At 70.7% G+C, this 20,365-nt stretch carries 20 protein-coding genes; 11 read left to right on the top strand and 9 right to left on the bottom strand.

From position 1 onward, the window contains the following. Position 1 precedes the first annotated feature (1 nt). Entirely contained in the window at positions 2 to 1,408 is a 1,407-nt protein-coding gene (locus JT1_RS03560) for a glycine--tRNA ligase (RefSeq protein ID WP_068323117.1), read from the bottom strand. Positions 1,409 to 1,468: 60 nt separating this feature from the next. Between JT1_RS03560 and JT1_RS03555 the strand changes: the two genes are divergently transcribed. Genes JT1_RS03555 through JT1_RS03535 form a run of 5 tightly spaced genes read left to right on the top strand, consistent with a single transcriptional unit; the run spans position 1,469 to position 4,975 of the window. Beyond that, on the top strand, positions 1,469 to 1,777 hold the full coding sequence (locus tag JT1_RS03555; RefSeq protein ID WP_068323114.1) for a DUF6703 family protein: 309 nt from the start codon (positions 1,469 to 1,471) through the stop codon (positions 1,775 to 1,777). 39 nt (positions 1,778 to 1,816) lie between these two features. Further along, entirely contained in the window at positions 1,817 to 2,770 is a 954-nt protein-coding gene (locus JT1_RS03550; protein ID WP_068323111.1) for a metal ABC transporter substrate-binding protein, read from the top strand. A gap of 17 nt (positions 2,771 to 2,787) precedes the next feature. After that, positions 2,788 to 3,567: a metal ABC transporter ATP-binding protein gene (locus JT1_RS03545; RefSeq protein WP_255218245.1), complete on the top strand. Its 780-nt coding sequence runs from the start codon at positions 2,788 to 2,790 to the stop codon at positions 3,565 to 3,567. Beyond that, on the top strand, positions 3,564 to 4,571 hold the full coding sequence (locus tag JT1_RS03540; protein ID WP_068323108.1) for a metal ABC transporter permease: 1,008 nt from the start codon (positions 3,564 to 3,566) through the stop codon (positions 4,569 to 4,571). Before JT1_RS03545 ends, JT1_RS03540 begins: the two co-directional genes overlap by 4 nt. After that, a complete protein-coding gene (locus JT1_RS03535) occupies positions 4,568 to 4,975 on the top strand; it encodes a Fur family transcriptional regulator (RefSeq protein WP_068323106.1) in 408 nt (135 codons plus the stop codon). Before JT1_RS03540 ends, JT1_RS03535 begins: the two co-directional genes overlap by 4 nt. Here JT1_RS03535 and JT1_RS03530 read toward each other — a convergent pair. The 3 genes from JT1_RS03530 to recO all read right to left on the bottom strand — a co-directional run bounded on the left by JT1_RS03530 (position 4,972) and on the right by recO (position 7,602). Then, complete coding sequence (locus JT1_RS03530; protein WP_068323103.1) at positions 4,972 to 5,922, bottom strand: class II glutamine amidotransferase; 951 nt, start codon at positions 5,920 to 5,922, stop codon at positions 4,972 to 4,974. The genes JT1_RS03535 and JT1_RS03530 overlap by 4 nt on opposite strands. Positions 5,923 to 6,076: 154 nt before the next feature. Then, positions 6,077 to 6,859, bottom strand: coding sequence for an isoprenyl transferase (locus JT1_RS03525; protein ID WP_068323101.1), 783 nt, complete (start codon positions 6,857 to 6,859; stop codon positions 6,077 to 6,079). Then, positions 6,856 to 7,602, bottom strand: a complete 747-nt coding sequence (gene recO / locus JT1_RS03520; protein ID WP_068323098.1) for a DNA repair protein RecO — start codon at positions 7,600 to 7,602, stop codon at positions 6,856 to 6,858. The genes JT1_RS03525 and recO overlap by 4 nt, the downstream gene beginning before the upstream one ends. Positions 7,603 to 7,702: 100 nt before the next feature. On the opposite strand from recO, the gene JT1_RS03515 reads away from it, so the two are divergent. Both JT1_RS03515 and JT1_RS03510 read left to right on the top strand, forming a co-directional pair. Beyond that, positions 7,703 to 8,743 (top strand): hypothetical protein, encoded by a 1,041-nt coding sequence (locus JT1_RS03515; RefSeq protein WP_068323095.1) that lies wholly within the window; start codon positions 7,703 to 7,705, stop codon positions 8,741 to 8,743. A 57-nt stretch (positions 8,744 to 8,800) separates the two neighbouring features. After that, entirely contained in the window at positions 8,801 to 9,424 is a 624-nt protein-coding gene (locus JT1_RS03510) for an alpha-ketoglutarate-dependent dioxygenase AlkB (RefSeq protein WP_068323091.1), read from the top strand. Positions 9,425 to 9,466: 42 nt separating this feature from the next. On the opposite strand, the gene leuA is transcribed toward JT1_RS03510, so the two are convergent. The 3 genes from leuA to JT1_RS03495 form a co-directional block, all read right to left on the bottom strand. Continuing rightward, complete coding sequence (gene leuA, locus JT1_RS03505) at positions 9,467 to 11,203, bottom strand: 2-isopropylmalate synthase (protein WP_068323087.1); 1,737 nt, start codon at positions 11,201 to 11,203, stop codon at positions 9,467 to 9,469. 153 nt (positions 11,204 to 11,356) lie between these two features. Beyond that, positions 11,357 to 12,055, bottom strand: a complete 699-nt coding sequence (locus JT1_RS03500) for a response regulator (RefSeq protein WP_068323082.1) — start codon at positions 12,053 to 12,055, stop codon at positions 11,357 to 11,359. Next, positions 12,052 to 13,632 carry a sensor histidine kinase gene (locus tag JT1_RS03495; RefSeq protein ID WP_211596801.1) on the bottom strand — a complete coding sequence of 527 codons (1,581 nt, stop codon included), beginning with the start codon at positions 13,630 to 13,632 and terminating at the stop codon, positions 12,052 to 12,054. The genes JT1_RS03500 and JT1_RS03495 overlap by 4 nt, the downstream gene beginning before the upstream one ends. Positions 13,633 to 13,753: 121 nt before the next feature. Here JT1_RS03495 and JT1_RS03490 point away from each other — a divergent pair, with 121 nt between their 5' ends. Genes JT1_RS03490 through JT1_RS03475 form a run of 4 tightly spaced genes read left to right on the top strand, consistent with a single transcriptional unit; the run spans position 13,754 to position 17,158 of the window. Then, positions 13,754 to 14,743: a Bug family tripartite tricarboxylate transporter substrate binding protein gene (locus JT1_RS03490; RefSeq protein ID WP_068323076.1), complete on the top strand. Its 990-nt coding sequence runs from the start codon at positions 13,754 to 13,756 to the stop codon at positions 14,741 to 14,743. Further along, on the top strand, positions 14,740 to 15,258 hold the full coding sequence (locus JT1_RS03485; protein ID WP_068323073.1) for a tripartite tricarboxylate transporter TctB family protein: 519 nt from the start codon (positions 14,740 to 14,742) through the stop codon (positions 15,256 to 15,258). The genes JT1_RS03490 and JT1_RS03485 overlap by 4 nt, the downstream gene beginning before the upstream one ends. Continuing rightward, complete coding sequence (locus tag JT1_RS03480) at positions 15,258 to 16,769, top strand: tripartite tricarboxylate transporter permease (RefSeq protein WP_068323070.1); 1,512 nt, start codon at positions 15,258 to 15,260, stop codon at positions 16,767 to 16,769. The genes JT1_RS03485 and JT1_RS03480 overlap by 1 nt, the downstream gene beginning before the upstream one ends. Beyond that, positions 16,766 to 17,158, top strand: coding sequence for a universal stress protein (locus JT1_RS03475; RefSeq protein ID WP_068323067.1), 393 nt, complete (start codon positions 16,766 to 16,768; stop codon positions 17,156 to 17,158). The genes JT1_RS03480 and JT1_RS03475 overlap by 4 nt, the downstream gene beginning before the upstream one ends. A gap of 166 nt (positions 17,159 to 17,324) precedes the next feature. Here JT1_RS03475 and JT1_RS03470 read toward each other — a convergent pair whose 3' ends face one another. Both JT1_RS03470 and JT1_RS03465 read right to left on the bottom strand, forming a co-directional pair. After that, positions 17,325 to 18,362: an aspartate-semialdehyde dehydrogenase gene (locus tag JT1_RS03470; RefSeq protein ID WP_068323064.1), complete on the bottom strand. Its 1,038-nt coding sequence runs from the start codon at positions 18,360 to 18,362 to the stop codon at positions 17,325 to 17,327. Positions 18,363 to 18,428: 66 nt separating this feature from the next. Further along, positions 18,429 to 20,174, bottom strand: coding sequence for a BCCT family transporter (locus JT1_RS03465; protein WP_082807456.1), 1,746 nt, complete (start codon positions 20,172 to 20,174; stop codon positions 18,429 to 18,431). Positions 20,175 to 20,365 lie beyond the last annotated feature (191 nt).

Below are 20,365 nucleotides of genomic sequence, written 5' to 3'. Positions count from 1 at the left end.
GTCAGGCTCCGAGGAGTCTGGGCGCGAGGAAGGACTCGACCTGGTCGATGGAGATGCGCTGCTGCTCCATCGAGTCCCGCTCGCGGATGGTCACCGCGTCGTCCTCGAGGGTGTCGAAGTCGACCGTGATGCAGAAGGGCGTCCCGATCTCGTCCTGGCGGCGGTAGCGCTTGCCGATGGCCTGCGCGTCGTCGAAGTCGACGTTCCAGCTCTTGCGCAGCTGCGCGGCGAGGTCGCGCGCCTTGGGCGAGAGGTCCGCGTTGCGCGACAGCGGGAGGACGGCCGCCTTGACGGGAGCCAGCCGGTGGTCGAGGCGCAGGACGGTGCGCTTGTCCACGCCCCCCTTCGCGTTGGGGGCCTCGTCCTCGGCGTACGCGTCGACGAGGAAGGTCATGATCGAGCGCGACAGCCCCGCCGCCGGCTCGATGACGTACGGCGTGTACCGCTCGTTGTTGGCCTGGTCGAAGAAGACGAGGTCCGTGCCGGAGTGCTTGCTGTGGCTCGTCAGGTCGAAGTCCGTGCGGTTGGCGATGCCCTCGAGCTCGCCCCACTCGCTGCCGGCGAAGTTGAAGCGGTACTCGATGTCGACGGTGCGCTTGGAGTAGTGGGACAGCTTCTCCTGCGCGTGCTCGTAGTGGCGCAGGTTCTCCGGCTTGATGCCGAGGTCGGTGTACCAGCGGGTGCGCTCGTCGATCCAGTACTGGTGCCACTCCTCGTCCTCGCCCGGCTTGACGAAGAACTCCATCTCCATCTGCTCGAACTCGCGGGTGCGGAAGATGAAGTTGCCCGGCGTGATCTCGTTGCGGAAGGACTTGCCGGTCTGCGCGATGCCGAAGGGAGGCTTCTTGCGCGAGGTCTGCAGGACGTTGTTGAAGTTGATGAAGATGCCCTGGGCGGTCTCGGGGCGCAGGTAGTGCAGCCCGGACTCGTCCTCGATGACCCCGAGGTGCGTCTTGAGCATCATGTTGAACTCGCGGGCCTCGGTCCACCGGCCGCGGGTGCCGCAGTCCGGGCAGACGATCTCGCTCGTGGGGATGGAGTCGGGGTCGACCTCCTGACCCTTCTTCGCCGCCTTGTCCGCGATCGCCTCCTGCAGGTGGTCCAGGCGGTGGCGCTTGTGGCAGTTGAGGCACTCGGTGAGCGGGTCGGTGAAGGTCCCGACGTGTCCGGAGGCCACCCAGGTCTCGCGCGGCAGGATGATCGAGGAGTCGAGGCCGACGACGTCGTCGCGGCCGGTGACCATCGACCTCCACCACTGGCGCTTGATGTTCTCCTTGAGCTCGACCCCGAGCGGTCCGTAGTCCCACGCGGAGCGCGTGCCTCCGTAGATCTCGCCACAGGGGAAGACGAAACCCCTGCGCTTGCAGAGGTTGACGACGGTGTCGACGGTGGAGGTCTGCTTGGCCATGGGACAGAGGCTATCCGGGCCGCGGACCGACCCCTGCATCGGCCCGCCTACCCTGTGGGGGTGTTCAGCAGCCCCACGCCCCGTCCCGAGCCCGTCGCGACCAACGCCTTCGAGCGCGCGAGCCTGCCTCTCACCCGGGCGCTGTCCCAGCTGCCGCCGCTCGTGCCGATCGTCGTCGTCTTCGCGCTCGTGCTGCTCGGCAGCTTCCTCGGTCCGTGGGGCGCGATCCCCCTCGGCCTGGTCGTGCTCTTCCTGCTGTGGATGCTCGGGCTGTCCTGGCCGCGCCTCACCGCGAGCGAGCGCCTGATGCGCATCGCCGTCATCGTCCTGCTCGTCGGCCTGACGGTGATCAAGGTCGTACCCCGCTGAAGTTGACAACGATTCTCACGTGCGGTGAGAATCGTTCTCATGAAGTCCCGACACCGTCTCGTCCTCAGCGTCTCCGCCCTCCTGCTCGCCCTCACGGGCTGCGGCTCCGGCGAGGACGCCACGGACGGTGCGGGCGACGCGAGCCTGTCGGTGGCGACGAGCTTCTACCCCCTGCAGGAGGCGGCGGAGCAGGTCGGCGGTGACCACGTCGAGGTCACCAACCTCACCAAGCCCGGCGCCGAGCCGCACGACCTCGAGCTCACGCCCAACCAGGTCCTCGACGTCAGCCGGGCCGACGCCCTGGTCTACCTCAAGGGCTTCCAGCCCTCCGTCGACGACGCGGCGAAGGAGGCGGGCGACTCCGCCTTCGACGTCTCGTCGGCCGCTCGTCTGGACCTCGAGGCACCTCAGGGGGAGGGGCACGAGGGCGAGAGCGCCGAGGAGCACGCCGCCCACGAGGAGGGCCACGGGGCCGTCGACCCCCACTTCTGGCTCGACCCGACGCGCTACGCGGACGTCGTCGACGCCGTCGCCGAGCGCTTCGCCGAGGCCGACCCGGACCACGCCGCGGACTACCGGGCGAACGCCAAGGAGTTCACGGGCGAGCTGACCACGCTCGACAAGGACCTCAGGGCCGGGCTCGCCGACTGCCGCAGCCAGGACCTCGTGACGGGCCACACCGCCTTCGCCTACTTCGCGGACCGCTACGGCTTCCACCAGGAGTCGGTGAGCGGCCTGAGCCCGGACAGCGAGCCGAGCCCCAGCGCGCTGGCCGACCTCATCAAGCACGTCAAGCAGGAGCGGGTCGACACCGTGTACGCGGAGACCCTCGTGCCCGCCGATGTCGCCCGGACCATCGCCCGCGACTCCGGGGCGAAGGTCGCCGTCCTCGACCCCCTCGAGGGACTGACGGACGAGTCCGCCGGATCGGACTACCTTGAGGTCATGCGCAGCAACCTGGCCACCGTCCGCAAGGGACAGGGGTGCAGTTGACCTCGTCCGCCCCTCCCGTGATCGAGCTGACCGGCGCCGCCTTCGGCTACGGCGACCGCGTCGTGGTCCACGACGTCGACCTCACCGTCCGCCGCGGTGAGGTCGTCGCCGTGCTCGGACCCAACGGGGCCGGCAAGTCGACCTTGGTCAAGGGGTTGCTCGGGATCGCCGACCAGCACGCCGGGACCGCCCGAGTCCTCGGCCACGAGGTCGGCAGCGCGGACGCGCGGGCCGGTATCGGGTACGTCCCGCAGCGCCACACCCTCGCCTCGGCCGTCAGGGCGACCGCCTCCGAGATCGTGACGACGGGACGCACGGTGCGCACGCCCTGGTGGGCGCCGTGGCGGATCCGCTCCTCGGCCGACCGCGCGCTCGTCGCCGAGTCCCTCGCGGTCGTCGGCCTGGGCGACCTCGCGGACCACGACGTCGCCACGCTCTCCGGCGGCCAGCAGCGCCGGGTGCTCATCGCGCGCGCACTCGCGAGCCGTCCCGACGTCTTCGTCATGGACGAGCCGACCGCCGGGGTCGACCGCGGCCACCAGCAGGTGCTCGTCGCCGTGATGCGACGTCTCGTCGCCCGTGGGGCGACCCTCGTCATCGTCACCCACGAGGTCGACGCGCTGGCCGACATCGTCACCCGGGCCGTGGTCGTGCGCGGCGGCACGATCGAGCAGGACTGCGCCCCGGACGAGCTCACCGCCGACGCACAGGCCCACACCCACCACGAGGGTGAGGACGACCCGGCACCCTCGGCCCTCCCTTCGACCATCATCACGACGAAGGGGGGACCCCGGTGATCGACATCCTCGGTCTCGAGTTCATGCGCAACGCACTCCTCGCCGCGCTGCTGGTCGGGGCGTCCGCGCCGCTCGTCGGCGTCTTCCTCGTCCAGCGCGGCATGTCGCTCATCGGTGACGGGATGGGCCACGTCGCGCTCGCCGGCGTCGGCATCGGCCTGCTGACGAGCACCTCGCCCGTGCTCACGGCCCTGGCCGTCGTCGTCGTCGCGGCCGTGGCGATCGAGCTGCTGCGCCACCTCGGGCGGACCGGTGGCGACCTCGCGCTCGCGGTGATGTTCTACGGCGGTCTGGCGGCGGGTGTGGTCATCATCGCCAAGGCGCCGTCCGGCTCGGCGACCAACCTGCAGGGATACCTCTTCGGTGCCCTCACCACGGTCACCCGCAGCGACCTCATCCAGTTCGCGGTCCTCGCCGCGGTCGTCCTCGTCACCGTGCTCGTGCTGCGCGAGCGGCTCTTCGCCGTCGCCCAGGACGACGAGTACGCCCGCGCCTCCGGGCTGCCCGTGCTCGGCACCAACATCCTGCTCGCCGTCCTCACCGGCGTCACGGTCGTCATCTCGATGCGGGTCATCGGCCTGCTGCTCATCAGCGCGCTGATGATCCTGCCCAACGCGACCGGCCAGTACCTCGGGCGGTCCTTCCGGGGCAGCCTGCGGTGGGCAGTCGTCGTCGGCACGCTGACGAGCGTCGGCGGGGTCGTCACGAGCTTCTACGCCGACACCCCGTCCGGCGCGACGATCGTCCTGCTCGCCATCGCGGTCTTCGTCGTCTCGGCCACCGCCGCCACCGCGCTGCGTGCCGTGCGCCGCCGCGGCCACCGCACGGCGGAGGTCCACGAGCACGTCCACTGGGAGGACTGCGGCCACGACGTCGTCCTGCACGGCGACCACGTCGACTACCTGCACGACGGGCACCGGCACGCCCGGCACGGCGACCACTGGGACGAGCACGACCCGGAGCACGCGCCCGCCGACCCGACCCTCCAGGGGAGCCCCCGATGACCGACACCCGCACCCGCCGCCCGACGCGGCAGCGCACGGCGATCGAGGCCGACGTGGACCGCTCCGACGAGTTCCGCTCGGCCCAGGAGATCCACGCGAGCCTGGTCGCCGGTGGCGACAAGATCGGTCTCGCGACGGTCTACCGCACGCTGCAGGCGATGGTCGACGAGGCGGCGCTGGACTCCCTTCGCACCGACGACGGCGAGATCGTCTACCGGCGCTGCAGCACCGGCCACCACCACCACCTCGTCTGCCGCGACTGCGGCCGCACGGTCGAGGTCGAGGGCCCCGCCGTGGAGCGCTGGGCCGGCAGGGTCGCCGAGGAGCACGGCTTCAGCGACGTCGCGCACACCCTTGAGCTCTTCGGCCGCTGCGGGGAGTGCGCCTCCCGGCCGACGACCTAGAGCTGGAGCTGCCTGACGGACTTGGTGATGTGCTCGCCGTCCTTGGCGAGGAAGACGATCGATCCGTACTCCAGGGGCAACCAGCCGTCGCCCTCCTCGCTCAACGGCTCGGAGGCGAAGATGGCCGCCGTGGCCTTCTCCTCGGTGCACTCCTGGAAGCCGTAGTTCGCCTCGTCGTGCTGGAAGTTGCGACCCAGCAACAGGTACATCGGCTCCAGGAGCATGGAGAGGGCGCGGTCGTCGGTGCCGGCGTCAGCCGTGCGCAGATCCCGCCAGTCCCCTTCCGGGTCGACCTCGCCCTGGTGCCCGAGCCCCCAGTTGATCCCGATGACCCGGTCCTGGGAGACCAGCCCCATCTTCAGCTTGGTCAGCCCCGGCAGCTCGAGGTCCTTCATCGCCTTGGCGATCAGGCGCAGCAGCTCCTCGACCGCGCGCTGGACATCCTCGTCACCGTCACCCTCCAGCAGGGAGAGGAAGAGGGCGTAGATGAACTCCGTGTCGGTCGTGCCGAGCATCTGCGTCAGGTACTCGTCCTTGCAGTGCTGCAGCAGCTCCCGCTGCAGGACCTGCCAGCCCGGCAGGTAGCCGTTCTGCGCCACGATCCACCGGGTCCCCTCGAAGCAGAAGGGGTGGCAGTTCTCGTCGGCCATGACGACCCTGGCCTCGTAGGCGGCAGCGCGGACGTGCGCCAACATGGTGCTGGCCTGGAGGCTGGGGAGCATGCGCGTGGCGTTGTCGTCGTAGAAGGCGGCCGTCGGCCGGCGGTAGATGAAGGGTTCCTCCGGCTTGAGCAGGTGCTCGCTCCACGCTCCGAACCCCCATCCCACGAGCTGGAGCTCGGGATGGGTCTCCGGGTCGAGGGACTGGTTGATCAGGCTGTTCGTCGGCTTGAGCAAGAGATTCTCCAGCGAGATCTCCGGACCGACGTAGGCAAGAACTCGACACATACGTTCTCCTCATGTGACAGGTCGATGAACGCAGGTCGCGCGGGCCTCGACAGCGTATGCCACGACGTCCTCTCGGACCGTGTCGGCGTCGGGTGCACGATCGAGCGCGGCTGGTCCTGAACGCCCTTCGCCGGGTCGATGCACTCGGGGCGACTCAGGAGCCCGATGGTGCGTCGACCGCGCCGCCGTAGCGCCGCTCGCGCTGGGCGTACGTCTCGATGGCCTCCCACAGGTGGCGCCGGTCGTAGTCCGGCCACAGCGTGTCCTGGAAGACCATCTCGGCGTAGGCCGACTGCCACAGCAGGAAGTTGCTCGTGCGCTGCTCCCCCGAGCTGCGCAGGAAGAGGTCGACGTCCGGCATCGTCGGCTCGGTGAGGTAGCGCGAGATCGTCCGCTCGTCGATGCCCGAGCCCTTGAGCCGGCCAGCCTTGACGTCGTCGGCGATCCGCCGCACGCCGTCGACGATCTCGGCCCGACCGCCGTAGTTGACGCAGAAGTACAGCGTCATCGCGTCGTTGTCCCGGGTCATCTCCTGGGCGATCTCCAGCTCCTTGACGACCGAGCTCCACAACCTCGGGCGACGTCCCACCCAGCGCATGCGCACGCCCCACGCGTCGAGCTGGTCGCGCCGCCGGCGGATGACGTCCCGGTTGAACCCCATGAGGAAACGCACCTCCTCTGGCGAGCGGCGCCAGTTCTCGGTGGAGAAGGCGTAGGTCGACAGGTGCTTGACGCCGATGTCCAGGGCCCCGGCGACGACGTCGAGGAGCGCGCCCTCCCCCGCCTCGTGGCCCTTGGTCCGGGCGAGGCCCCGCTGGTTGGCCCAGCGGCCGTTGCCGTCCATGACGATCGCGACGTGACCGGGCACGAGTTCGGCCGGCACGGGCGGCGGGGTGGCCCCGCTCGGGTGGGCGAAGGGGGTCTCGTAGCGGCTCATCCGGTCCTCTGCGGTTGGGTGCGGTCGACGTGACGAAGGGAGAGCACCCCGCGCTCGAGATGCCACTGGAGGAAGGCGGCGGTCAGGCCGGACCCCTCCCGTCGGTGCCGGTCGAGGGAGGCGTCCGCGACCACCCAGTCACCGGCGAGGAGCGCGGCGAGCAGGGTGAGGGTCTCGGGGGCGGGGGCGTTGGCCCCGGGGACGCGGCAGCTGCGGCACACGACGCCACCGGAGGCGACGTGGAAGGCGCGGTGCGGGCCCTCGTCGCCGCACCGGGCGCAGTCGTGGAAGCTCGGTGCCCAGCCGGCGACCGCCAGCGCCCGCAGGAGGTACGCGTCCAGGACGAGCTCGGCGGCATGGTCACCCTGGGCGAGCGAGCGCAGCGCACCCGCGAGCAGGTGGTACTGCTGCAGCGCCGGCTCGTGCTCCTCGGTCAGCCGGTCGGCCGTCTCGAGGATCGCGGTGGCCGCCGTCCAGCGCGCGTAGTCGCGGGCGATGACGTCGCCCCACGCGTCGATCGACTCGGTCTGGGTCACGGTGTCGAGGTTGCGGCCCTCGTAGCACTGCAGGTCGACGTGCATGCCCGGCTCGAGGCGAGCGCCGAACTTCGACTTCGTGCGGCGGACCCCCTTCGCCACCGTGCGGATCTTGCCGCGCCCGCGGGTGAGCACGGTGATGATCCGGTCGGCCTCGCCCAGCTTGTGGGTGCGCAGCACGACCCCGGAGTCGCGGTAGAGGGGCATGCACCCCATTGTCCTACGCACGACGGGTCTTCCCACGGCGGCCACGCCGGGCGGACAATGGGAGTGACGCCACGGCGGTGTCGTCCTCAGGAGGCTCACCATGGGCAGGCGCGCGTACGAGGCCCCACTCCCCCTTCGCTCCCGGCAGATCGCCGACGACCTCGTCCGGGCGGGTGTCGTCGCCGAGGGCGACCGGGACCGGGCGGGCGCCGTGCTGGCCCGCCATGTGGACGTCGGGCCGGAGCCAGCCACTGCGCGCCCGCCTGCGGGCCGGATCGCCGCGGAGATCGCCGGCTACCTCGGCGGCATCCTCGTCATCGCGGCAGCCGCGGTCTTCCTCGCCTCGCAGTGGTCGCGGATGGGCCCGGGCACCCGCGTGGCGGCACTGCTCGTCAGCGCCCTCGTCCTGGCCGCCGGCGCCGTCGCCGTGCGGCTCACGGCACGCTCCGCCGCGACCCTCCCCGAGCTGGCGCGGCAGGCCCGGCTGCTCCTGGCGGGCACGCTGGCCGTGGCGGCCGCCGCTGTCGCGGGAGGCGCGGCGGGGGTGTGGGCGACCCACGTCCTCGACCTGCGCGAGCCCTACACGGTGAGCATCGGCTTCGGCACGGCGTGCGCGCTCATGGTCCTCGGCTACCGCTTCGTACCGACCGGGCTCGGCCAGCTCGGCGCCGCATTCACCGCGGCCATCACGACGATGACGCTGGCCCTCGGGCCGGACGCCTCGGACAACGCCCCGCTCGTGGCCGCGGCCTCGCTCCTCGGGCTCGCCGCCGCATGGATCGCCCTGACCGAGACCGGGCTGTGGCGCGAGACCCATCTCGGGCGCGCCGTCGGAGGAGTCCTGGCGATCCTCGGCGCCCAGGTCGCCATGGGCTGGGAGCACGCGTGGGTCTCCTACGCGCTGCTGGCGGTCGTCGGCGTCCTCGGCTTCCTCGCCTACGTCCGGACGCAGTCGTGGCCCTACCTCGGCGTCGGAGTCGTCGCGCTGACGATGGCCGCCACCGAGGCCGCGGTGGACTACTCGGACGGTGCGCTCGGCGCCGCCGGGGCCCTGCTCGTCGCCGGGGCCGTGCTGCTCGTGGCCAGCGCCGCCGGCCTGCGCCTGCGCGCGAAGGGCGACCACCCGGTGGCCGCAGGCTGAGCGACACGCCATCGCGAATCATCGAACGTGTGTTCGAGGGGCTGCTAGGGTCGTGGTATGCAGGCGCTCCAGTCCTCGCTCTTCGACACGGCCGACTCCCCCACCCTCGGTGACCTCGAGCGGCGTCACCGGCGATTCCTCGACGGCACGGCTTGGCTCGACCTCGTGCCGGGATGGGCGTGCGGCACCGACGAGGTGCTCGACACGCTCCTGCACGAGGTCCCGTGGCGGGCGGAGCGGCGCAAGATGTACGACTCCGTCGTCGACGTGCCGCGCCTGACCTGCTTCTACCGCGCAGGGGAGCCCCTGCCCCACCCGCTCGTCGCCGACATGCGCGAGCGCCTCTCCCAGCACTACGCCAGCGAGCTCGGCGAGCCCTTCGTCACCGCCGGCATGTGCCTGTACCGCCACGGCGAGGACTCGGTCGCCTGGCACGGCGACCGCATCGGGCGCAGCCGCGAGCAGGACACGATGGTCGCGATCGTCTCTCTCGGCTCGGCCCGCCACCTCGCGCTGCGCCCGCGTGACGGCGGTCCGTCGCAGCGGGTCGCGCTCGGCCACGGCGACCTCGTCGTCATGGGCGGCGCCTGCCAGCGCACCTGGGACCACGCGGTGCCCAAGACCTCGGCGGCGGTGGGGCCCCGGGTGTCGATCCAGTTCCGCGTGGCCGGCGTGCGCTGAGACGCACGAAGGGGGAGGCTCGCGCCTCCCCCTTCGCCGGGCTCAGGCCTGGGCGTCGCGCTCGGCGCGGTTGACCGCCGAGAGGATCGCGCGCAGCGAGGCCTTGACGATCGAGTCGTGCAGGCCGACGCCCCACAGCACCCGCTCGCCGACGGCGCACTCGACGTAGGCCGCGGCGCGGGCGTCGCCACCGGCGGACAGCGCGTGCTCGGCGTAGTCGAGGACCCGTACGTCGACGCCCAGCGGGGCGAGCGCGTCGAGGAAGGCGGCGATCGGGCCGTTGCCGCTGCCGGAGATCGCGATCTCCTGGCCGCGGTCGAGAATGTGCCCCTCGATGCGGTCGAGGCCGTTGTCCTCACCGGTCAGCGTGGTGCGCACCGGCTGGAACCGGCCCCACCCGTCCCTGTCCTCGCTGTGCAGGTACTCGTCGTTGAAGACCTCCCACAGCGCGAGGCCGCTCATCTCGCCACCGTCGGTGTCGGTCTTGCGCTGGACGACCGCGGAGAACTCCATCTGCAGGCGACGCGGCAGGTCCAGGCCCTGCTCGGACTTCAGCAGGTAGGCGACGCCGCCCTTGCCGGACTGGCTGTTGACGCGCACGACCGCCTCGTACGAGCGGCCGATGTCGTGCGGGTCGATCGGCAGGTAGGGCACGCCCCAGTCGATGCCGTCGATGTCGGTGCCGGCCTCCTTGGCCCGCAGCTCCATGTCCTCGAAGCCCTTCTTGATCGCGTCCTGGTGCGACCCGGAGAAGGCGGTGTAGACGAGGTCGCCACCCCACGGGTGACGCGGGTGCACGGGCAGCTGGGTGCAGTGCTCGACGGTGCGGCGGATCTCGTCCATCTGGGAGAAGTCGATCTGCGGGTCGATGCCCTGGCTGAAGAGGTTCATGCCCAGCGTCACCAGGTCGACGTTGCCGGTGCGCTCACCGTTGCCGAAGAGGCACCCCTCGATCCGGTCGGCGCCGGCGAGGTAACCGAGCTCGGCGGCAGCCACCCCTTCGCCGCGGTCGTTGTGGGGGTGCAGCGAGAGCACGATCGACTCGCGCCGCTCGAGACGGCGGCTCATCCACTCGATGGAGTCGGCGTAGACGTTGGGGGTGGCCATCTCGACCGTCGCCGGCAGGTTGATGATCATCTTGTGGTCCGGCGTCGGGTCGATGACGTCGATGACCTCGTTGCAGATCCGCGCGGCGAAGTCGAGCTCGGTGCCCGTGTACGACTCCGGCGAGTACTGGTAGTAGACGTCGGTGTCCGGGATCGTCTCCTCGAGCTTCTTGCACAGCCGCGCACCCTGCAGCGCGATGTCGACGATGCCGTCCTGGCCGGTGTTGAAGACGACACGTCGCTGCAGGACGGAGGTCGAGTTGTAGAAGTGGACGATCGCCTGCTTGCTGCCGGCGATGGCGTCGAAGGTCTTCTCGATGAGGTGGTCACGGCACTGCGTGAGCACCTGGATCGTCACGTCGTCGGGGATGTGGCCGCCGTCGATGAGCTCGCGGCAGAAGTTGTAGTCGGTCTCGCTCGCGCTCGGGAAACCGACCTCGATCTCCTTGTAGCCCATCTTGACGAGCAGCTGGAACATCGCGAGCTTGCGCTCGGCGTCCATCGGGTCGATGAGCGCCTGGTTGCCGTCACGCAGGTCGACGGCGCACCAGCGCGGTGCCTGCGTCATGACCTGGTCGGGCCACGTGCGGTCGGGCAGCTCGACGGCGATCTGGTCCTGGAAGGGGACGTACTTGCGCACCGGCATCGCGGTGGCCTGCTGGGGGTGGATCATGCTCTGTCCTTCGTCGCGTGGGTCTCGTGTGGGCCGGCACCACGAACTCCGCGACGAGGTGGCCGTCTGTCAGGCCTCGCCGCGGCAGAGAAGGAGGAGGTCCGTCCGCATGCCCAGCACGATACTCCTCGCCCCGGCGCGGCATGCCGCGGGTCACGATGCGGACGAAGGGGAGCGGTACCGCCGCTCGGGTCGACCCACCCGTCCGTACTGCTGACGGCCCTCGAGCCGACCCGTCCCGACGTAGTGCTCCAGGTAGCGCCGGGCCGTGACCCGGGAGAGCCCGACCGCCTCCGCGCACTCGCTGGCGGAGAGGTCCCCCGCCCCGCGGACCGCAGCGAGGACGAGCTCGCCGGTCTCCCCGCTCAGCCCCTTGGGCAGGACAGCTGTCGGCGTCCCTGCCCCCGGGGTCCCGCCGAAGATCGCGTCGATGTCCTCCTGCGCAGCGGTGTCGGCGTCGACCCGCTGGAGTCGCTGCAGCTCGGCCCTGAAGTCCTGCAGGCGGGCGGTCAGATCGGCCTGGCCGAAGGGCTTGACCAGGTAGCCCACGGCGCCCCCGGTCCGGGCCGCCCGCACCTGCTCGACCTCACGTGCGGCGGTGACCATGAGGACACCGACCTCGTTGCCCTCGGCACGCAGCCGACGCAGCACCTCGATCCCCGTCATGTCGGGCAGGTGGACGTCGAGCAGCACGAGGTCGGGTCCGTGCTCACGGACGGCCTCGAGGGCGGCGGCGCCGGTGGGCGCGGTCGCGACGACCCGGAAGCCCGGGACGCTCTCGACGAAGCGCGTGTGCACCCTGACGACGAGGAAGTCGTCGTCCACGACCACGACGTCGACACTCTCGCTCATGGGTCCTCCTCGCTCCCGGTACCGCCCAGTGATGCGGTGAAGACGGCCCCGAAGTCACCTTGCACGACCGTCACCCGGCCACCGCCCCGGGAGCATACGGCCTGCACCAGGGCGAGCCCGATGCCGCGGCCAGCCGCCCCCGAGGGCTTGGTCGACCACCCGCGCTCGAAGACCCGGTCGACGTCCTCGGGTGCGATGCCCGCACCCGTGTCGGCGACCCGCACGAGCGGGCCGTCGTCCGTCATGAGCAGACGCACCGACGACTCCCGCCCCCCGTTGGCCCGCGTCGCGTCGAGGGCGTTGTCGATGAGGTTGCCGACGACGGTGATGACGTCCGCCGCGACGGCCGGGTCCAGGCGCGGCAGGTGGGACTCCGGCTCGATGGACAGCTCGATGCCGACCTCGGACGCGGCGGTGACCTTGGCGATGAGCAGCGCCGCGACGCGGGGGTCCTCGACGTAGCGGGTCACGGCATCGCTGATCTCACCACGTCGTCGGTTGACGTCGGCGATGAGGGCGACCACCTCGTCGTACTCCTGCAGCTGGACCAGCCCGGAGATCGTGTGCAGCCGGTTGTCGAACTCGTGGGTCTGCGCCCGCAGGGCGTCGGTGATGCTCGCCTGCGCCGACACCTGGCTCTGCAGGGCCAGCAGGTCGCTGCGATCGACCATCGTCGTCACGGTCCCGACCTGCCGCCCGTCGAAGTAGGTGCGACGCCGGGTGAGCACGAGCGTCCGGTCCCCGACGACGATGAGCGTCGGGTCGCTGTCCTCCGCCGAGGCGAGGAACTCGGCGACCCCGCCGTGGACCGGCACCTCGCCCACCGGACGGCCCACGTCCCGTTCGGACAGCCCGAGGAGCTCCTGGGCCGAGGTGTTGACGAGCGTGATGACGCCGGCACCGTTGACCCCCACGACCCCTTCGTGGATCCCGGTGAGCAGTGCTTCCTGGTGGTCGGCCAGCCGCGCGATGTCGGCCGGCTCGAGGCCGCGGGTCTGGCGCCGGATGAGCCGCGAGAGCCCCCACGCACCGGCCACACCCAGCGCCGCGGCGGCCCCGAGGAAGAGCAGCAGGTCGGGGGCCGCCTGCGACAGCCGCTGGGTGAGCGGCGGGTACTCCTCGACGACGAGTGCCGCGCCCAGGACCCGACCGTCGTCGGCGAGCACGGGCGCCTGGCCGCCGACGGCGCGGGCGCCGTCGATCTCCAGGTCCCCCGACCACGACCGACCGTCACTGGCCGCCAGGCCGAGTGCCGGCCGCTTCCCGAGGTCCGTCGCGTCGGTCGACGCGGCCACGGTCCCGTCCGCGTCGAGCAGCTGCACCGTGCGCGCCCCGGACAGGCTCGCCGCCCGCCCGATCTGCCCGTCGAGGGCGCGACGGTTCCCCCCTTCGACCAGCTCGGACCGGACCACCGGTGTGGCCGCCAGCGACTCCGCGACCGCGAGCAGCCGCTGCTCCCGGGACGCCCGGAAGTCCTGCGTCGACTGCTGCACGGTGATCACCGCGACGACGAGGAGGACGAGGAGGAGGGCGGCGAGCTGCCAGACGAGGAACTGGGCGGCAAGGCTCCACCGCACGCGCCGGGACCGCAATGACCACAACCTCCTTTGTGACCGCAATGGTGACGTGGGGCGCGCGCGCCCTCCACCATCGTCAACGACCATCATCGACCACCCACCCCACGAAAGGCGTGCCGACATGTCCCCAGGCCCCACGCGGCGAACCCTGCTGCTGGCCTCGCTCGGAGCGCTCACCGTCCCCACGCTCGCCGCCTGCGGCGTGACGCGCGGCGACGACGCCGGCTCCACCCGGCTGCGCATGATGATCCCCAACTCTCCCGGCGGCGGGTACGACCTCACCGGTCGCGCCGCCGTGCGCGTCATGGAGGACGCCGAGATCACCAGCCGCTTCGAGGTCTTCAACGTCATCGGTGCCGGCGGCACCGTCGCCATGGCGCGCCTGGCCAACGAGCGCGGCAACGAGGACCTCATGATGGCCATGGGCCTCGGGGTCGTCGGCGCGACCTTCACCAACAAGTCGCAGGCCCGTGTCTCCGGCATGACGCCCCTCGCCCGGCTCATCCAGGAGTCCGAGGGCGTCATCGTGCCCGCCGACTCCCCCTACAAGGACATCGCCGACCTGATCACGGCATGGCAGCAGGACCCCAAGGCCGTGAGCATCGGCGGAGGCTCCTCCCCCGGCGGCCCCGACCACCTCTTCCCGATGGAGTTCGCCAAGGCGGTCGACATCGACCCGCGCAAGGTCAACTACGTGACCTACGACGGTGGCGGTGACCTGCTCCCCGCACTGCTCGGCTCGAAGATCAAGGCCGGCATGAGCGGTCTCGGCGAGTACGCCGAGCAGATCGAGAAGGGCCAGGTCAAGGTCCTCGCCGTCTCGGGCGAGGAGCGGGTGCCCGGCATCGACGCGCCGACGCTCAAGGAGTCGGACGTCGACCTGACCTTCATCAACTGGCGCGGGATCCTCGCCCCTCCCGGCATCTCGACCGCTCGTCGGGAGCAGCTCATCGACCTGCTCCAGCAGATGCATGACAGCACCGGCTGGCAGGAGGCGCTGAAGCTGAACAACTGGACCGATGCGTGGATGACCGGAGACGAGTTCGGCGAGTTCCTCACCTCCCAGGACGAACGCGTCGAGACGACCCTGAAGGAGCTGGGACTGCTGTGAACGACACGATCCTGACCACCACGCCCGAGCGTCGGCGCGACCTCGCGCAGTTCGTCGTCGTGGGATTCCTCGTCCTCGTCGCGACCGTCCTCGTCGTCGACGCGGCCGGGCTGCGCAACGACTTCGCCGAGACCGACCCGGTCGGACCGAAGTTCTTCCCCTGGCTCGTCGCCGGCTTCCTCTACCTCACCGCCGCCCTGCTGAGCGTCGCCATCCTGCGCGGCTCTCTCCCCGAGGAGGAAGGGGGTGAGGACGTCGACCTCGACCAAGGGGCCGACTGGGTCACCGTGGCCAAGCTCGTCGCCGTCTTCGTCTTCCTCATCGCCACCGTCGACCTGCTCGGGTGGGCGATCTCCGGGGCGCTCTTCTTCGCCGGGTGCTCCCTGACGCTCGGCAGCCGCACCTGGCTGCGTGACCTCGTCATCGGCGCCGTGCTGTCGGTCGCCACCTTCTACGCCTTCTACGTCGCCCTCGGCGTCCCGCTCCCCGCGGGCATCCTGGACGGGATCCTCTGATGGACAACCTCAACCACCTGATCGACGGCTTCGGCTCGGCGATCACCCCTGCCAACCTGCTCTTCGCCTGCGTCGGCGTCCTCCTCGGCACCGCGGTCGGCGTCCTGCCCGGCATCGGCCCGGCCATGACCGTGGCCCTGCTCCTGCCGATCACCTACAACGTCGAGCCCGCCAGCGCGTTCATCATGTTCGCCGGCATCTACTACGGCGGCATGTACGGCGGGTCGACGACCTCCATCCTGCTCAACACGCCCGGCGAGTCCTCGTCGGTCATCACCGCCATCGAGGGCAACAAGATGGCCAAGGCGGGCAAGGCGGCACAGGCCCTGGCCACCGCGGCGATCGGCTCCTTCATCGCCGGTGCGATCGGCACCACCCTGCTGACCTTCTTCGCGCCGTGGATCGCCGTGCAGGCGGTCAAGCTCGGCAACCCCTCGTACCTCGCGATCATGGTCCTGGCGCTCATCGCGGTGACGGCCGTCCTCGGCAGCTCCAAGCTGCGCGGCTTCATCGGGCTCTTCCTCGGCCTCGCCGTGGGCATCGTCGGCATCGACAGCCTCACCGGGCAGAGCCGGGCCACCTTCGGCATCCCGCTCCTCGGCGACGGCATCGACATCGTCGTCGTCGCCGTCGCGATCTTCGCCATCGGCGAGGCCCTGTGGGTCGCCGCCTTCCTCCGCCGACGCCCGCAGGAGATCATCCCCGTGGGTCGCCCGTGGATGGGCAGGGACGACCTCAAGCGCTCGTGGAAACCGTGGCTGCGCGGCACCGCCTTCGGCTTCCCCTTCGGAGCGGTCCCGGCCGGCGGCGCCGAGCTGCCGACCTTCCTGTCGTACATCACCGAGCGCAAGCTCTCGAAACACCCCGAGGAGTTCGGCCACGGCGCCATCGAGGGCGTGGCCGGGCCGGAGGCCGCCAACAACGCCTCGGCCGCCGGCACCCTCGTGCCCATGCTGGCCCTCGGCCTGCCGACCAACGCCACGGCGGCGATCATGCTCGCGGCGATGATGGGCTACGGCATCCAGCCCGGCCCGGCGCTCTTCGAGTCCGAGAGCACGCTCGTCTGGACCCTCATCGCGAGCCTCTTCATCGGCAACCTCCTGCTGCTCGTGCTCAACCTGCCGCTCGCGCCCCTGTGGGCCAAGCTGCTGCGCACGCCGCGGCCGTACCTCTACGCGGGCATCCTCTTCTTCGCCTCGCTCGGCGCCCTCGCGGTCAACCTGCAGTGGTTCGACCTGGCCCTGCTGCTCTTCTTCGGGCTCGTCGGGCTGGGCATGCGGCGCTTCGGTGTCCCCGTGCTGCCGCTGATCATCGGCGTCATCCTCGGCCCGCGCGTCGAGGAGGAGCTGCGCAAGACGCTGCTGCTGTCGAGCGGCGACTGGAGCGGGCTCGTCAGCGAGCCTGCCGCCGTCATCGTCTACGCGATCATCGCCCTCGGTCTCATCGGCATGGCGGTCACCGGACTCCTCCGCGGCCGCAAGGACACCACGACCTCGGAGGTCTCGGCATGACCGTCGTCATCGGCTTCACCCCGGAACCCGCCAGCACCCACGCCCTCGAGCGCGGCCTCTCGGAGGCCAGGCTGCGTGGCGAACGGGTCCTCGTCGTCAACGCCACGAAGGGCGACGCCTTCGTCGACCCGCGCTACGGCGGCGAGGGCGACATCGACGAGCTCCAGCAGCAGCTCGACGCCTCGGGCCTCGAGCACGAGGTCTCCCGCCCGATGGGCCCGGACATCGCCGACCTCGTGCTCGACGAGGCCGCGCGGGTCGACGCCTCGCTCATCGTCATCGGGCTGCGCCACCGCACGCCCGTGGGCAAGCTGCTGCTCGGGTCGACCGCGCAGCGCATCCTGCTCGACGCCACCTGCCCGGTCCTGGCGGTCAAGCCGCCGCGGTGACCGCAGTCGTTCTGTGTCGAACCGGTAGCCCCCGGTGCCGGCAGCGCCCGTGGCGAGGTCCCCGACTCGCCGGGCTACCGGTTCGACACACGAGCACGACGAAGGGAGTGCCCCAGCGGTGGGGCACTCCCTTCGTCGTCGGACGCGTACGGCTGCAGCGCGGGTATCAGCCCTGTCGGGCGACGATCGCCTCGGCGATCTGCACGGCGTTGAGGGCCGCGCCCTTGCGCAGGTTGTCCCCGACGACGAAGAGCGTCAGCCCCTTGCCGTCGACGACCGACTGGTCGGCGCGGATCCGGCCGACGTAGACGTCGTCCTTGCCGGCGGCCTCGAGCGGGTTGGGCACGGCCGTCACGACGACACCTTCAGCGGCCTCGAGGAGCTCGGTGGCGCGCTCGGGCGTGATCTCGCGCTCGAACTCCGCGTGGACCGCCAGGGCGTGACCGGTGAAGACCGGCACGCGCACGCAGGTGCCCGAGACGCGCAGGTCGGGGACGTGCAGGATCTTGCGCGACTCGTTGCGCAGCTTCTGCTCCTCGTCCGTCTCGAGGCTGCCGTCGTCCTGGACGGAGCCGGCGACCGGGACGACGTTGAAGCCGACCGGCACCTCGTAGACCTGCGGCGCGGGCAGGGTGAGGGCCGACCCGTCGAGCGCGAGGTCCTTGGGGTCACCCGAGGCGTACCCGGCGCGCAGCTGGCTGTCGAGCTCGTCGAGCCCCTTGCCGCCCGAGCCGGAGACCGCCTGGTAGGTGGCGACCCGCAGGGCGACGAGGCCCGCCTCGTCGTGCAGCGGCTTGAGCACGGGCATGGCGGCCATGGTCGTGCAGTTGGGGTTGGCGATGATGCCCTTGGGCAGGTCGACGGTGTCCTCGGCGTTGACCTCGGACACGACGAGTGGGACGTCGGGGTCCTTGCGCCACGCGCTGGAGTTGTCGATGACGGTGGCGCCGGCAGCGGCGACCTTGGGGGCCCACTCCTTGCTCGTGGCTCCGCCGTTGGAGAAGAGCGCGATGTCCAGGCCGGAGAAGTCCGCGGTGGCGGTGTCCTCGACCGTCACCTCCTGGTCCTTCCACGGCAGGGTCGTGCCGGCGGAACGCGCCGAGGCGAAGTAGCGGATCGAGGTGACGGGGAAGTCCCGCTCCTCGAGCAGTGCTCGCATGACGTGTCCGACCTGGCCGGTGGCTCCGAAGACTCCGATGTGCATGCGCCCAAGGATAGAGGTCGGGGCCTGAACGCCCACATCGCGTTCAGGCCCCGGACAGGGAGTCGCTCAGCTCGAGGCCGGCGTGCTGCCGTGCTCTTCGCGTCGCTCCGGGTGCTCCTCGTCGGCCTGGGCATCCGGCGCCTCGTCCGTGGCCGAGGCCGGGACGACCTTGTCGCGGTCGATGCCCTCGCCGGGCGCGGTCTGGTCGATGGACAGGACGAAGTCGTCCCCGTGCTCGGTGACACCGGCCACGACGGCCTGCCTGAGCGCCTCGCGGGCGTACGCCCGACGGATGGCCATCGGGTCCGACTGCAGGTCCCGCACGAGCGCGACGGCCATGCCGATCATGATGAGCACGAAGGGCAGCGCCGCGACGATGGTGACCTGCTGCAGACCCGTCAGCGAGTCCTCACCACCGATGACGAGCATGATCGCTGCGGCGGCGCCCGTGGCGACACCCCAGAAGACGACCACGAACCGGTTGGGCTCGAGGGTCCCGCGCTGGCTGAGCGAACCCATGACGATCGAGGCCGCATCGGCGCCGGAGACGAAGAAGATCGCGACGAGCACCATGACGAGGACCGACGTGACCGCGGCCCACGGCATCGAGTCGAGCAGCGCGAAGAGCGTGCTCTCCTCGCCGTCGCCGAACTTGTCGAGCCTCGCTCCCATCTCCTGCGCCTTGATGGCGGCGCCACCGAAGATCGCGAACCAGATCAGGCTCACGGTGCTCGGCACGAGGAGGACGCCGGTGACGAACTCACGGATGGTGCGACCGCGGGAGATGCGGGCGATGAACATGCCGACGAAGGGGGTCCAGCTGACCCACCACGCCCAGTAGAAGATCGTCCAGCCGGACAGCCACGACTTGATGCCGTGCTCGCCCTGCGCGTTGGTGCGGGCGGCCATCTCCATCAGGTGCTGCATGTACGTGCCGAGGGAGGTCGGCACGAGGTTGAGGATGAAGATCGTCGGGCCGGCGATGAAGACGAAGGCGGCCAGGAGGAAGGCCAGCACCATGTTGGTGTTGGAGAGCCACTGGATGCCCTTCTCGACACCGGAGACGGCCGAGAAGATGAAGCAGATCGTCAGCACGACGATGATCACGACGAGCACCGTGTTGGTGATGTCGTTGGCCCAGCCGACGATCTTCGCGCCGGAGGCGATCTGCAGGGCACCGAGGCCGAGCGAGGTCGCAGAGCCGAAGAGCGTGGCGAAGATGGCGAAGATGTCGATGACCTTGCCGACCGGCCCGTGCACCTGGCGCTTGCCGATGAGCGGCTCGAAGACCGCGCTGATCGTCAGGCCGCGGCCCTTGCGGAAGACCCCGTAGCCGATCGCCAGACCGGCGACCGTGTAGATGGCCCACGGGTGCAGCGTCCAGTGGAAGAGCGTCGTCGCCATCGCGGTGCGCGTCACGTGGTCGTTGCCCTCCGCACCCGTCCCCGGCGGTGGGGCGAGGTAGTGCGCCAACGGCTCCGCGGCGCCCCAGAACATCAGGCCGATGCCCATGCCCGCGGAGAACATCATCGCGATCCACGAGATGGTCCGGAACTCCGGCTGCTCGCCATCGGCGCCCAGCGGGATGTTGCCGTACTTGCTGGCCGCGAGCCAGACGACGAAGAAGACGAAGCCGGTCGAGGCGAGGGCGAAGAGCCAACCGGTGTTCGTCACGACCCAGTCGACACCCGATGTCGATGCATCGGAGAGGGAGGCCGTGCTGATGACGCCCCAGAGGACGAAGGCGATCGCGAGGACGGCGGTGATGCCGAAGACGATCCAGTCGATGCCGAGCCGGTCGGTCTTGGCGATGAGCCGCGGCTCGAGGGCCGGGTGGTCGACGCGACGGGTGTCGCGCGGTGCGGCGTCACGTCCGGAGGTCGGCGGTTGCGTAGGTTCGGTCACGTTGTGTACATGGCCCGGTCGGCAGGGGTTCGGCCGGGGCCACTCCTCCTGTTGTCGAGTTGGGTGGCGTCGGGCAGCGCACTGCCCAACCACTCACT

The organism is Janibacter terrae NBRC 107853 (assembly GCF_001591405.1).
GTDB classification, from domain to species: Bacteria; Actinomycetota; Actinomycetes; order Actinomycetales; family Dermatophilaceae; genus Janibacter; species Janibacter terrae.
This window is presented reverse-complemented; position numbering and strand designations above follow the sequence as displayed.